Annotated in this window: 14 protein-coding genes; all 14 read left to right on the top strand. The window is 46.1% G+C overall.

Annotated features, from left to right (window positions below):
- The first annotated feature begins 139 nt into the window (after positions 1 to 139).
- The 14 genes from ACF8EG_RS12100 to pgpA all read left to right on the top strand — a co-directional run bounded on the left by ACF8EG_RS12100 (position 140) and on the right by pgpA (position 12,890).
- Positions 140 to 1,429: an NCS2 family permease gene (locus tag ACF8EG_RS12100; protein ID WP_005456001.1), complete on the top strand. Its 1,290-nt coding sequence runs from the start codon at positions 140 to 142 to the stop codon at positions 1,427 to 1,429.
- A gap of 268 nt (positions 1,430 to 1,697) precedes the next feature.
- A complete protein-coding gene (gene tet(34) / locus ACF8EG_RS12095; RefSeq protein ID WP_005381590.1) occupies positions 1,698 to 2,162 on the top strand; it encodes an oxytetracycline resistance phosphoribosyltransferase domain-containing protein Tet(34) in 465 nt (154 codons plus the stop codon).
- A gap of 91 nt (positions 2,163 to 2,253) precedes the next feature.
- Positions 2,254 to 3,501, top strand: coding sequence for an esterase FrsA (gene frsA, locus ACF8EG_RS12090; protein WP_005455935.1), 1,248 nt, complete (start codon positions 2,254 to 2,256; stop codon positions 3,499 to 3,501).
- A 116-nt stretch (positions 3,502 to 3,617) separates the two neighbouring features.
- Positions 3,618 to 4,007 carry a sigma factor-binding protein Crl gene (gene crl, locus ACF8EG_RS12085; RefSeq protein WP_005455997.1) on the top strand — a complete coding sequence of 130 codons (390 nt, stop codon included), beginning with the start codon at positions 3,618 to 3,620 and terminating at the stop codon, positions 4,005 to 4,007.
- A gap of 121 nt (positions 4,008 to 4,128) precedes the next feature.
- Entirely contained in the window at positions 4,129 to 5,268 is a 1,140-nt protein-coding gene (gene proB, locus ACF8EG_RS12080; protein ID WP_005483011.1) for a glutamate 5-kinase, read from the top strand.
- 17 nt (positions 5,269 to 5,285) lie between these two features.
- A complete protein-coding gene (locus ACF8EG_RS12075; RefSeq protein ID WP_020840182.1) occupies positions 5,286 to 6,536 on the top strand; it encodes a glutamate-5-semialdehyde dehydrogenase in 1,251 nt (416 codons plus the stop codon).
- A gap of 127 nt (positions 6,537 to 6,663) precedes the next feature.
- The gene (gene nrdR / locus ACF8EG_RS12070) at positions 6,664 to 7,113 is read left to right on the top strand and encodes a transcriptional regulator NrdR (protein ID WP_005482986.1); all 450 of its coding nucleotides are present in this window, start codon (positions 6,664 to 6,666) and stop codon (positions 7,111 to 7,113) included.
- 7 nt (positions 7,114 to 7,120) lie between these two features.
- Positions 7,121 to 8,245: a bifunctional diaminohydroxyphosphoribosylaminopyrimidine deaminase/5-amino-6-(5-phosphoribosylamino)uracil reductase RibD gene (gene ribD / locus ACF8EG_RS12065; protein WP_069506753.1), complete on the top strand. Its 1,125-nt coding sequence runs from the start codon at positions 7,121 to 7,123 to the stop codon at positions 8,243 to 8,245.
- A 12-nt stretch (positions 8,246 to 8,257) separates the two neighbouring features.
- Positions 8,258 to 8,911: a riboflavin synthase gene (locus ACF8EG_RS12060; RefSeq protein ID WP_005483039.1), complete on the top strand. Its 654-nt coding sequence runs from the start codon at positions 8,258 to 8,260 to the stop codon at positions 8,909 to 8,911.
- A gap of 169 nt (positions 8,912 to 9,080) precedes the next feature.
- Complete coding sequence (ribBA, locus tag ACF8EG_RS12055; RefSeq protein ID WP_005496254.1) at positions 9,081 to 10,190, top strand: bifunctional 3,4-dihydroxy-2-butanone-4-phosphate synthase/GTP cyclohydrolase II; 1,110 nt, start codon at positions 9,081 to 9,083, stop codon at positions 10,188 to 10,190.
- Between the two features lie 169 nt (positions 10,191 to 10,359).
- Positions 10,360 to 10,830: a 6,7-dimethyl-8-ribityllumazine synthase gene (gene ribE / locus ACF8EG_RS12050; RefSeq protein ID WP_005440184.1), complete on the top strand. Its 471-nt coding sequence runs from the start codon at positions 10,360 to 10,362 to the stop codon at positions 10,828 to 10,830.
- The gene (nusB, locus tag ACF8EG_RS12045) at positions 10,830 to 11,297 is read left to right on the top strand and encodes a transcription antitermination factor NusB (RefSeq protein ID WP_005456038.1); all 468 of its coding nucleotides are present in this window, start codon (positions 10,830 to 10,832) and stop codon (positions 11,295 to 11,297) included. Before ribE ends, nusB begins: the two co-directional genes overlap by 1 nt.
- Before the next feature lie 83 nt (positions 11,298 to 11,380).
- On the top strand, positions 11,381 to 12,346 hold the full coding sequence (gene thiL / locus ACF8EG_RS12040) for a thiamine-phosphate kinase (RefSeq protein ID WP_005496252.1): 966 nt from the start codon (positions 11,381 to 11,383) through the stop codon (positions 12,344 to 12,346).
- 37 nt (positions 12,347 to 12,383) lie between these two features.
- Positions 12,384 to 12,890 carry a phosphatidylglycerophosphatase A gene (gene pgpA, locus ACF8EG_RS12035; RefSeq protein WP_069506750.1) on the top strand — a complete coding sequence of 169 codons (507 nt, stop codon included), beginning with the start codon at positions 12,384 to 12,386 and terminating at the stop codon, positions 12,888 to 12,890.
- Positions 12,891 to 12,933: the final 43 nt, after the last annotated feature.

Below are 12,933 nucleotides of genomic sequence, written 5' to 3'. Positions count from 1 at the left end.
CTAACGGATGGGTTTCATATCCTGCGAAAAAAATCGCTTTAGAGTGATGATTCTATCTAGAATTTGCTATTTGATAACTTTATAATTCCTGCCAATCGATTACGCAACCGTTTACTTTTTACCTTTACAGGATTCGATCATGCTCGAAAGGCTCTTTAAACTTAGTGAAAACGGCACAAATGTGCGCACTGAGATCATTGCAGGTATTACGACCTTCCTTACCATGGCTTACATTATTTTTGTAAACCCAGCTATTTTGTCTGATACCGGTATGGATCGTGGTGCGATCTTTGTTGCAACGTGTCTTGCCGCCGCGATTGGCTGTTTCATTATGGGTTTAGTCGCAAACTACCCAATAGCTCAGGCTCCGGGCATGGGTCTAAACGCATTCTTCACATATTCCGTTGTGTTAGGCATGGGTTACACATGGCAAGTCGCGCTGGCTGCAGTGTTTGTTTCTGGTGTTTTATTTATTCTGCTGAGCATTTTTAAGATTCGTGAATGGATCATTAACTCGATCCCGCATTCGCTTCGCACCGGCATTTCTGCAGGTATTGGCCTTTTCTTGGCGTTTATCGCCCTTAAAAACGCAGGTATTGTGGTTGATAACCCAGCGACATTGGTTTCAATGGGCGATATCACGTCATTGCCATCAGTGTTGGCGGCGATTGGTTTCTTCCTTACTATCGCGCTTGTTCACCGTGGTGTGAAAGGTGCAGTGATGATCGCGATTTTGGGTGTGACGGCGCTTGGTCTTCTATTTGGTGATGTGCAATGGAACGGTGTCATGTCAACCCCACCAAGTATCGCACCAACATTCTTGCAATTGGATTTCTCGGGGCTATTTGAAGTCGGCATGATCTCTGTTGTGTTCGCTTTCTTATTCGTCGACTTATTTGATACGGCTGGTACGCTCGTTGGCGTTTCTCAAAAAGCCGGTCTAACGGATGAGAATGGCAACATTCCTCGTCTAAACAAAGCACTACTTGCTGACTCAACAGCGACTTCTGTTGGTGCGTTGCTAGGTACGTCAAACACGACTTCATACATTGAAAGTGTTTCGGGCGTAGCTGCTGGTGGTCGTACTGGTCTAACCGCAGTGGTTGTTGGTGTACTCTTCCTGCTTGCGCTATTGTTCTCGCCACTAGCGGGTATGATCCCTGCGTATGCAACGTCAGGTGCATTGTTCTATGTAGCAATTTTGATGCTTTCTGGCTTGGTGAGCATTGATTGGCGTGACCTAACTGAAGCATCTCCAGTTGTTGTAACTTGTCTTGTGATGCCGCTTACTTTCTCTATTGCAGAAGGTATCACCCTAGGCTTTATTGCGTATGCTGCAATCAAATTGTTTAGTGGCAAAGGCCGCGATGTATCGATGAGTGTTTGGGTTATGTCTGCCATCTTCATCGTTAAATACCTAGCCGGGTAATTACTTTTAAAAAGCCAGCGCGAGCAGTAAAAGCTGTTCGTGCTGGCTTTTTGCTTTTAGCGTTGTTCACTGAATTCGATTTTTCTGCGTAATAGACGGAGAATTTTGATATCACCGTTGGTATTAACGGTGTGTTTCGGTAGAATAATCGTTTGCGCAGCTTGAAATCCTCGTCTCCTGACCTCTGGAGAGCATAGTGAATATTCCGCTTTAAAGCCGTTTCGCTAGATTTTGAGGATGCATATTTTCAAATTATTAGGTTATTACAATGAGTAAAAAATTCATTATCACTTGGGATGCGATGCAGACTTACTGCCGTGAACTGGCTGAGAAACAGATGCCAGCTGAGCAATGGAAAGGTATTTGGGCGGTAAGCCGTGGCGGTCTAGTACCGGGTGCTATCTTGGCTCGTGAACTGGGTATTCGCTACGTTGATACAATTTGTATCTCAAGCTACGACCATGATCATCAACGTGATATGACAGTGCTTAAAGCACCTGAAGGCGATGGTGAAGGCTACCTAATCGTTGAAGACCTAGTAGATAGCGGTGATACAGCGCGCAAACTGCGTGAAATGTACCCGAAAGCAAAAATGATTGCAGTATGTGCAAAACCATCGGGTAAAGAATTGTTAGATGACTACGTAGTAGACATCGCGCAAGACACTTGGATCGAGCAACCTTGGGATATGTCTATCCAGTACGCAGAGCCAGTAAACCGCAAGCAAAAGTAATCGCTAGCGAAGAATATTGAGAAATGCCCCTTTATAGGGGCATTTTTTTTATTATCATTACATCTAATGCTAATAGCCAAAGGTTCTTCCTATGTCTGAAGACGTCAGTAAAAATCTTTCCGAGACTTTGTTCGTAAAACATAAGCAAGCGAAAGAAACCTCCGCGCTCACTCAATACATGCCAACCAGCAAAAAGATTCTTGATGATCGAGAACAGCAAGAAGATCGTGCTTGGTATCGTCATTTGCGTCGCTTGCAGTGGGCGTGGCAAGGCTTATCTCCAATTGAAATGGAAGGCGTATTGTCGCGCATTGCTTCGTCAACGCATTCTCGTACTCACGATGATTGGTTAGATACTGTGATGGGGTATCACAGCGGTAACTGGACGTTTGAGTGGATCAAGTTAGGTATGGAACACCAACGACGTGCCAATGATCTTAAAGGTGAGGATGCTGCCGACGAGCTGTTTACCGCATCGTTGTGTTTCAGCATTGCGGGCTATCCTCATTTAAAAAACGACAACTTGGCGCTTCAGGCTCAGGTGTTAGCAAACAAAGCCTATTCTGAAGGGGCTGAGAAAACTCAATACACCATCAAGCAAATTGAGGTGCCTTACCAAAAACGCAAAATTATCGCTAACTTGCATTTGCCAAGAACCGATAAGCAGCTGCCAGTTGTGATGGTGAGTGCAGGACTTGACAGTTTACAAACCGACATGTGGCGTTTGTTCCGCAATCACTTTGCTCCTAAAGATATTGCAATGTTAACCGTCGATATGCCATCAGTCGGACACAGTTCTCATTGGCCTTTGACGGAAGATTCAAGCTGTCTTCATCAAGCCGTGTTGAATGAGCTTTATTCCATTCCTTACGTCGATCATCACAAAGTTGGTTTGGTCGGTTTTCGTTTTGGTGGCAATGCCATGGTTCGTCTGTCTTTTCTTGAGCAAGAAAAGATCAAAGCGTGTGTGGCACTAGGCGCACCGGTGCATGATCTGTTTACCTCGCCGAAAAAGCTGCAAAAAATGCCGAAGATGTATCTGGATATGCTGGCTTCTCGTTTGGGTAAAAGCGCAGTTGATATCAACAGCATGGCTGGACAGATGATGGCTTGGTCATTGAAAGTTCAAGGCTTCTTGAGCAGTCGTAAAACTAAGGTGCCCATTTTAGCGTTGAGCTTAGAAGGTGACCCCGTTTCTCCTTACAGTGACAACCAGTTAGTCGCGCTATTTAGCCACTATGGGCAGGCGAAGAAGATCAGTTCCAAGACAATTACAAAAGGATATGAGCAATCCCTCGATTTGGCGATAAAGTGGTTGGAAGATGAATTATTAAGATGACAAATCTCCTAATTTAGTTAAGAGTGATATACCTGAGCAAAAAATAAGCTCATGATAATAAAAAATAATAATCATTATTGGGTGTTTACTTTAACTATATGGAAACGGAGATTCATATGTCAGAGACGACTCAGGGTCCAACACACTTTCGCTTGATGTCAAAGCTGAAGGCCATTGGGCCTTACCTGCGTGAACCGCAATCACAAGAAGGGCGCTACTATTTTGATTGTCTATCTGTTTGTGTAGATGACAAAAAGTCACCTGAGAAACGCGAGTTCTGGGGCTGGTGGATGGATTTAGAATCCATCGAAGGGGGCTTTACCGCTAAGTACCATATTGGGAAATACAACAAAGAAGGGAAATGGGTGTCTGAAGCTCTGCCGCAAAAAGTGGTAGAGGAAGTGTACTTTACACAAAGTACCTTTCATCAGAAGCTCATTGATACCTTGGCTGAACACTTCAAACTCGAAGTGGAATATCATACCGAGTCATTTGATTTCGCCTGATTTGGCGGTTTTCTTTTTCGACTGAACAAAAAGGTGCGTTTTCGCACCTTTTCTCTTGTTAAATCCCTATTTGATTGTTAAAACATCCTCTCTTTATTTGTTTTTCACTTCAGAAGACATCATGACAACGAATCAACAAAACGCAGTTGTTTCGCAACCACAAACCGTCGTTGTGAAACTGGGTACAAGTGTGCTGACAGGCGGCACATTGGCACTAGATCGCGCTCACATGGTTGAGCTAGCGCGTCAGTGTGCTGAGCTTAAGAAACAAGGCCATTCAGTGGTAATGGTTTCGTCTGGTGCAATTGCAGCAGGCCGTGAGCATCTTGGATACCCCGCACTGCCCAACGAGATGGCGAGCAAACAGTTGCTTGCTGCTGTGGGTCAGAGTCGTTTGATTCAAACATGGGAGTCTTTGTTTGGTATTTACGGTATCAAGATAGGTCAAATGCTATTGACTCGTGCTGACTTGGATGATCGTGAGCGTTTTCTTAATGCGCGTGACACCATCAATGCGCTTGTAGCGAACGATATTATTCCAATCGTGAACGAAAATGATGCAGTAGCCACCAGTGAAATCAAAGTCGGCGACAATGACAACCTATCGGCTTTAGTGGGTATTTTGTGTGGTGCAGATAAGTTATTGCTACTGACAGACCAAAAAGGTCTGTTTACTGCAGACCCACGAAAAGATCCGAATGCAGAGCTGATCAAAGAAGTTAAAACCATTGATGACACGTTGCGTAAAATTGCTGGCGGCAGCGGTACAACACTCGGTACGGGTGGTATGGCGACGAAACTTCAAGCAGCCGACATCGCACGTCGCGCGGGTATTGAAGTTATTATCGCAGCAGGTAGCGCGCCAAACGTAATTTTTGACTCGTTGAGCACGGAGCCTCAAGGTACGCGTTTCCTACCTTGTTCAGAAGCATTGGAAAACCGTAAGCGTTGGATCCTCGCAGGTCCTGCTGCATCGGGTGACATTATCATCGATGATGGTGCGGTAAATGCGGTTGTTGGTAAAGGCAGCAGCTTGCTAGCAAAAGGGGTCATCAAGGTGAGCGGTGATTTTGCCCGTGGTGAAGTTGCTCGCGTAACAAATTCTCATGGCAAACTGGTTGCGCGTGGTATTAGTGCCTACTCAAGTGAAGACTTGGCAAAAATTACTGGCAAACACAGTAAAGACATCATCTCTATTTTGGGTCATGACTACGGCTCAGAAGTGATTCATCGCGATGATCTTGTCGTCATTCAAGAATAGAAATTGAGGGAAGCAACGTGGATTTAACGAATATGGGTAAAGCTGCTAAAGATGCAGCTTTCGAATTGGCGACGGCGTCAACTGCTCAAAAGAACCAAGCTCTAGCGATCATCGCAGATGAGCTAGAAGCAAACTCAGCTGCGATTTTGGCAGCAAACGCAAAAGACATCGAACTTGGTCGCGAAGCTGGTCTGACCGATGCGCTGTTAGACCGTCTACTGCTGAATGAAGAACGCTTAACGGGCATTGCAAATGATGTTCGCAATGTGATCAGCCTAAACGATCCTGTGGGCAGCGAAATCGACAGTAAAGTGCTAGAAAACGGCATGTCTCTCTCTCGCCGCCGTGTACCACTTGGTGTTGTGGGTGTGATTTATGAAGCGCGTCCAAATGTGACTATCGACATTGCCGCACTGTGCCTGAAAACGGGTAACGCCAGCATCCTACGCGGTGGTAAAGAGACGTTTTTCTCTAACATGGAACTTGTGAAAGTTATCCAATCAGCCCTTGCAAAAGCAAACTTGCCAGCCGCTTCAGTACAGTACATTGAAAAGCCAGATCGCGAGCTGGTTTCTCAACTGCTTAAACTGGATGACTACGTTGATATGATCATCCCACGTGGTGGAGCTGGTCTGCACAAAATGTGTAAAGAGAACAGCACAATTCCAGTGATCATCGGCGGTTTTGGTATCAGTCACATTTTTGTTGATGAATCCGCGGACCTAGAGAAATCGCTAAACGTGGTTGAAAACTCGAAAGTTCAACGTCCTTCGGCATGTAACTCGCTAGACACACTGCTTGTTCACGAGAAAGTGGCGGCGAAATTCTTGCCAATGATTGTCGAGCGAATGAGTGACAAAGTGACGTTTGTAGCAGAACCAAAAGCGAAAGCGCTAATGGCTCAAGCTACGCAAATTCGCGATGCCGTAGAAGGTGATTTTGATACCGAATGGCTAAGCTACACGTTAGGTGTAAAAGTTGTCGCTGACGTGAAAGAGGCGATTGATCACATGCGAGTTCACAATGCAAGTCACTCAGATGCAATCATGACCAACAGCTTGATTAACTCAGAGTTGTTCATCAATTCGGTGGGCTCGGCTGCAGTTTATGTGAATGCGGCAACGCGCTTTACTGACGGTGCTCAGTTTGGCTTGGGGGCTGAAGTGGCCGTCTCAACTCAAAAGCTGCATGCACGTGGCCCGATGGGCTTGGAAGAATTAACAAGCTACAAATGGGTCGGCAAAGCGAACTACTTAGCACGCAGTTAACAGATTCGACTCGATATTGATTGAAAAAGGGGCACTAGTGCCCCTTTTTGTTTTCTCTCACATATCAATTCCGCTACACTAGTCTGGCTTTTGGGACGGCCCCAAAGGCACGTTATTTGGAGGTGATATGCATTGTCCTTTTTGTTCAGAGAACGATACAAAAGTAATTGATTCCCGATTGGTTGCGGATGGTCATCAAGTCCGTCGCCGCCGCCAGTGTTTAGCCTGTAGTGAACGTTTTACTACGTTTGAAACGGCAGAATTGGTCATGCCTAAAGTCATTAAGTCGAATGGCAATCGTGAACCATTCGATGAAGATAAAATGGTCGGTGGCATTCAGCGCGCATTAGAGAAACGTCCGGTAAGTGCCGACTCTATCGAGCTTGCAATCAGTATGATTAAGTCGCAGCTCCGCGCAACTGGCGAGCGTGAAGTACCGAGCCAAATGATTGGTAACTTGGTTATGGATCAGCTTAAAGAGCTCGACAAAGTGGCTTACATCCGTTTTGCATCGGTTTATCGTAGCTTTGAAGATATTCGTGAATTCGGCGAAGAAATTGCCCGCCTTGAAGACTGATTAAATCATGCCTCAACACACTTCTGCGTCTCCATTTTCTCCTCAAGATTTTTCAATGATGTCGCGTGCGCTCAAGTTAGCTCGACGCGGCATTTATACGACGGCTCCAAACCCGAACGTCGGTTGCGTAATTGTTCATGATGGCGTGATCATTGGTGAAGGTTATCATCATCGCGCTGGAGAGCCCCATGCTGAAGTGCACGCGATGCGCATGGCTGGTGATAAAGCTGAAGGTGCAACGGCATACGTTACCCTTGAACCGTGCTCCCACTATGGACGCACGCCACCTTGCGCTGAAGGATTGATAAAAGCCAAAGTGGCGCGAGTAGTGTGTGCGATGGAAGATCCGAATCCAAAAGTGGCTGGACGTGGCATCCAAATGCTACGTGAAGCCGGAGTTGAGGTTCAGGTTGGACTGTTAGAAAACGATGCGATTGAGCTCAATCGTGGCTTCATTAAATTCATGCAAACAGGCATGCCATTTATCCAATTAAAAATGGCAGCAAGCTTAGATGGACAGAGTGCGCTAAGTAATGGCAAGAGCCAATGGATCACCTCCCCACAGGCTCGCCAAGACGTGCAGCGTTATCGAGCGCAAAGCGGTGGCATTCTGTCTACAAGCAAAACAGTGATGGATGATAACGCCTCTCTCAACGTTCGTTGGGATGATTTGCCACAGACTGTTCAAGCGCACTATGAGCTGACGGAAGTTCGCCAACCAGCAAGGGTAATACTCGACCGTCAACAGAAACTGAGTGATGACCTTAAACTGTTCAGTACCGAAGGTGAGCGAATTATTGTCAGCAGCGAAGGCGATGTTTGTCCACAACTAGACCAAAGCGGAAAAATTGATTTAGCTGCGACCCTAAAAGCGGTCGCGACTCAGCATAATATCAACCATTTATGGGTGGAAGCTGGAGCGACGCTCGCGAGTTCTCTAATCAAAGCTAACCTTGTAGATGAGTTGATTGTCTATCTCGCTCCGAAACTAATGGGAAGCGATGGACGTGGTTTAATTGGCGCGCTGGGATTGACGGAGATGGCGCAGGTCATCGATTTAAATATTACTGATGTGCGAATGGTGGGCAGAGATATCCGTATTACCGCCACCGTTGTACGTAAAGAAATTTAGAAAAGAAGCACTATGTTTACAGGAATTGTAGAAGCAGTTGGTAAATTAACTGCGATTACGCCAAAAGGCGAAGACATTACCGTTACGGTAGAAGTAGGTAAGTTAGACATGTCTGACGTGAAGTTAGGCGACAGCATCGCAACTAACGGTGTGTGCTTAACGGTGATTGACTTTGGCAGCAATTACTACAGCGCGGATTTGTCTCTCGAGACCTTGAAAAAAACCGGTTTTGCAAACTACCAAGTAGGCGAAAAGGTTAACTTAGAAAAAGCCATGCTGCCGACGACACGTTTTGGCGGACACATTGTATCTGGACACGTGGACGGCGTGGGTGAAATTGTGGAGCGCAATCAAGTTGGTCGTGCGATAGAGTTTTGGGTCGCGATGCCTGCTGAGATCAGCAAGTACGTCGCAGAAAAAGGCTCTATCACCGTTGATGGTATCAGCTTAACGGTGAATGATTTACGTAAAAACGCATTCAAACTGACGATTGTGCCTCACACCAGTGAAGAAACCACCATTGACCAGTTCCAAGTGGGCCGCAAAGTGAATTTAGAAGTGGATGTGTTGGCGCGTTACATGGAACGCTTGCTGCAAGGTCAGCAAGAAGAGCAGCCTGAATCTCGCATCACCATGGATTTCTTACAACAAAATGGCTTTGCGTAAGCGCTCAGCCACGTTGCGATAATTGCCATAACAGACCGGATTCACAGAACATCGTTAGGGCAATTGACTTGCATTGTGCAAGGCTCAAACTGTTGATGTCATTACCATTGCAATAAGATTTCACGCATTGCTGTCTGAAAATAAATTTTAGAATAACGGGAAACAGAATATGCCAATCAGTACACCACAAGAAATTATTGATGATATTCGTGCAGGCAAAATGGTCATCCTAATGGATGATGAAGACCGTGAGAATGAAGGTGACTTGATCATGGCTGCCGAGCATATTACGCCGGAAGCGATCAACTTTATGGCGACTTACGGTCGTGGCTTGATCTGTCTGACCATGACTAAAGCGCGTTGTGAAAATCTCGGCTTGCCGCCAATGGTGCAAGACAACAACGCGCAGTACACCACTAACTTTACCGTTTCTATTGAAGCTGCTGAAGGCGTCACCACGGGTATTTCAGCGGCTGACCGCGCACGCACCGTTCAAGCTGCGGTTGCGCCAAACGCAAAAGCGGCGGACTTGGTTCAACCGGGTCATATTTTCCCTCTTGCTGCGCAAGATGGTGGTGTATTGACTCGCGCTGGTCACACCGAAGCGGGTTGTGATTTAGCTCGCCTTGCTGGGCTTGAGCCTGCTTCTGTGATTGTTGAGATTCTAAACGACGACGGCACCATGGCTCGCCGTCCTGATCTTGAAATCTTTGCTGAAAAACACGGCTTGAAGTTAGGCACTATTGCGGACCTTATCGAATACCGCAACAACACAGAAACGACCATTGAGCGTGTAGCAGAATGCAAACTGCCAACTGAACACGGTGAGTTCACTTTGGTGACTTACAAAGACACCATCGATAATCAAGTGCATTACGCGATGTGTAAAGGTGATTTGGCTGGCGAGGCGCCGCTGGTTCGTGTGCATCTACAAGACGTATTCACCGATGTATTACGCAGTGACCGCAATGCAGAGCGCAGCTGGACACTGGATAAAGCGATGAAGCGTATCGGTGAAGAAGGCGGTGTTCTGGTTGTTCTTGGCAATGAAGAATCAACCGAGTTGCTCATCCACCGCGTGAAGATGTTCGAAGCGCAAGATAAAGGCGAAGCACCGACTTTAGCGAAAAAGCAGGGCACGTCTCGCCGCGTGGGAGTGGGGTCGCAAATTCTCGCTGACCTTGGTGTTCACGATATGCGTCTTCTGTCTTCGACCAACAAAAAATACCATGCATTGGGCGGTTTCGGCCTGAACGTGGTTGAATACGTTTGCGAATAAGAAGTGAACGATAAGTTCCTAGTCCCATGCACACCTATTTTGGTGTGGACTAGGAACTCGTGACACGCGGCCAATTTCCATTAGATATTGCTCACAAATTTGTGCTAGAATCCGGCGATTCTCACTTGATGAACAAATTTCACTTATAAATAGAGTTAAAGGAAAGCTTATGAAAGTGATCGAGGGTGGCTTCCCAGCGCCAAATGCAAAAATTGCTATCGTTATTTCTCGCTTCAACAGTTTTATTAACGAAAGCTTACTTTCTGGTGCGATCGATACACTAAAGCGTCACGGACAAGTAAGCGAAGACAACATCACTGTTGTACGTTGTCCAGGTGCCGTAGAACTACCTCTAGTAGCTCAACGTGTTGCTAAAACTGGTAAATACGATGCGATCGTATCTCTAGGTACAGTAATCCGTGGCGGTACACCACACTTTGATTATGTTTGTAGTGAATGTAACAAGGGCCTAGCACAAGTGTCTCTGGAATACAGTCTTCCAGTCGCATTCGGTGTGCTGACTGTTGATACTATCGATCAAGCGATTGAACGCGCAGGAACCAAGGCTGGTAATAAAGGTGCAGAGGCTGCACTAAGCGCACTTGAAATGATTAATGTACTATCTGAAATTGATTCCTAATGGGGGCCAGTGTGAAACCAGCCGCACGTCGTAACGCACGTCAATTCGCTCTACAGGCGATCTACTCATGGCAAATTACTAAAGAGAATGTTGCCACGATTGAAGAACAGTTTTTGTCTGGCGACAAATACGATGAAGAAGAACTTCGTGCATCTGAGCCAGCACTTGCTGCTCCAGAAACAGACGTTGCTTACTTCCGTGAACTATTAAGCGGTGTTGTACTTAGCCACGCTGAGCTAGATAGCAAAATTCGTCCTTACGTATCTCGTCCTATGCAGGATCTAGATATGATGGAACTTGCTCTTCTTCGCCTTGCTATGTACGAGATGACTCGTCGCGAAGATGTTCCTTACAAAGTGGTAATCAACGAAGCGATTGAACTTGCTAAAGTATTCGCTGCAGAAGACAGCCACAAATTCGTGAACGGTGTGCTAGATAAAGCCGCACCACACGTACGTAAGAAATAACGATTTCTTCAATAAAAAGGTCAGCACATGCTGACCTTTTTTGTATGATATCAATGCCATTGGCATGAAAAGATAAATGAATTATGTCTGGTGAATTTAACCTGATTGATAAGTATTTTGTTGGCCGACAAAACCAGCGCAAAGACGTACACCTCGCCGCTGGGGACGATTGCGCTCTCGTTAAGGCGCCAGCAAATGTACAGATTGCTATCAGCACCGATACCTTGGTTGCTGGAACCCATTTCCTTCCTCACGCGAACCCTGCTTGGGTTGCTCACAAGGCGCTTGCATCCAACATCAGCGATTTAGCTGCCATGGGCGCAACACCAGCTTGGGTAAGCTTTGCATTGACCATGCCTGAAGCGGATGAAGAATGGCTCGCACCATTCTGTGATGCGTTTTTCGAACTGGCGGATTACTTTGGTATTCAGTTAATCGGCGGTGATACAACGAAAGGCCCATTAAGCCTAACACTGACAGTGCAAGGTTTTGTGCCTGAGGGCAAAGCGCTGACTCGCTCTGGCGCGAAAGTCGGGGACTGGGTGTATGTCACGGGGAATTTGGGTGACGCAAAAGCAGGGCTGGATGTCATCTTAGATGAAACACTTCGCAGTCGTATTGGTGCTGATGAACTAGAAAAAGCCCATTACCTAAGTACTCCGAGAGTGTTAGCGGGGCAAGCTTTGGTAGGATTAGCATCTTCGGCGATTGATATTTCAGACGGCCTGATTTCGGATATCAAACATATTTTAAAACGCTCACAAGTTGGTGTGAGTATCGATGTGTCTCAATTACCAATCTCCTCAGAGCTGGTACAATTTTTAGATGATAAGGTCAGCGCACAGCAGTATGCTTTATCTAGCGGTGAAGAATACGAGTTGTGTTTCACTGTATCAGAACAAAATCGAGGTTCTTTGCAGAGTGCTTTGTCTTATAGCGGGTGCAAAGTGACGTGCATTGGCCAAATTAGACCAAATGGAACGTTTGAGCTTCACGATAACAACCAACCTCTCGACTGGGATTTAAGTGGTTTCGACCACTTTAAATAAGCTCATCGAGTTAAACTAGCAGTATAGGTTTAAGGATATGACCAACCCTCTTTCTCTGATCTCATTAAAGAACCCGTGGCATTTGTTGGCGACAGGGTTTGGCAGTGGTTTGTCGCCAGTAGTTCCTGGAACAATGGGGACGCTTGCTGCGGTTCCGTTTTTTCTGTTGTTTGCGCAGCTGCCATTTCCAGCTTATGTCGTTGTGGTATTACTTTCGTGCGTGATTGGCATCAAAATCTGCCAAGTCACGTCAGATGATATGAAGGTGCATGATCACGGTTCAATTGTATGGGATGAGTTTGCGGGCTTTTGGATCACCATGAGTATTGTACCAGCCCTGAATATTCCTATCACGGAATGGAAATGGTTGTTGACGGGTTTCATTCTTTTCCGCTTTTTCGATATGGTCAAACCGTGGCCAATAGGTTGGTTAGACAAACGCATCCATGGCGGGCTTGGCATTATGCTCGATGATATTGTGGCGGGTATTATGGCTGCTATTGCTTTGTTTCTCGTTGCAAAGTATGCGGGTTGGATGAGTTAGTACATCACCTATCACTCGAAGAACAACAAGAATTAAAAAGGGA

Origin of the sequence: Vibrio sp. YQ_11 (assembly GCF_043103065.1) — a bacterium.
GTDB classification, from domain to species: domain Bacteria; phylum Pseudomonadota; class Gammaproteobacteria; order Enterobacterales; family Vibrionaceae; genus Vibrio; species Vibrio parahaemolyticus.
This window is presented reverse-complemented; position numbering and strand designations above follow the sequence as displayed.

Bases quoted from the DNA above. Each gene is read 5' to 3' on its own strand.
- ACF8EG_RS12100 (WP_005456001.1), top strand. From the start codon at position 140: ATGCTCGAAAGGCTCTTTAAACTTAGTGAAAACGGCACAAATGTGCGC.
- frsA (WP_005455935.1), top strand. From the start codon at position 2,254: ATGTCTGAAGACGTCAGTAAAAATCTTTCCGAGACTTTGTTCGTAAAA.
- crl (WP_005455997.1), top strand. From the start codon at position 3,618: ATGTCAGAGACGACTCAGGGTCCAACACACTTTCGCTTGATGTCAAAG.
- proB (WP_005483011.1), top strand. From the start codon at position 4,129: ATGACAACGAATCAACAAAACGCAGTTGTTTCGCAACCACAAACCGTC.
- nrdR (WP_005482986.1), top strand. From the start codon at position 6,664: ATGCATTGTCCTTTTTGTTCAGAGAACGATACAAAAGTAATTGATTCC.
- ribD (WP_069506753.1), top strand. From the start codon at position 7,121: ATGCCTCAACACACTTCTGCGTCTCCATTTTCTCCTCAAGATTTTTCA.
- ACF8EG_RS12060 (WP_005483039.1), top strand. From the start codon at position 8,258: ATGTTTACAGGAATTGTAGAAGCAGTTGGTAAATTAACTGCGATTACG.
- ribBA (WP_005496254.1), top strand. From the start codon at position 9,081: ATGCCAATCAGTACACCACAAGAAATTATTGATGATATTCGTGCAGGC.
- ribE (WP_005440184.1), top strand. From the start codon at position 10,360: ATGAAAGTGATCGAGGGTGGCTTCCCAGCGCCAAATGCAAAAATTGCT.
- nusB (WP_005456038.1), top strand. From the start codon at position 10,830: ATGGGGGCCAGTGTGAAACCAGCCGCACGTCGTAACGCACGTCAATTC.
- thiL (WP_005496252.1), top strand. From the start codon at position 11,381: ATGTCTGGTGAATTTAACCTGATTGATAAGTATTTTGTTGGCCGACAA.
- pgpA (WP_069506750.1), top strand. From the start codon at position 12,384: ATGACCAACCCTCTTTCTCTGATCTCATTAAAGAACCCGTGGCATTTG.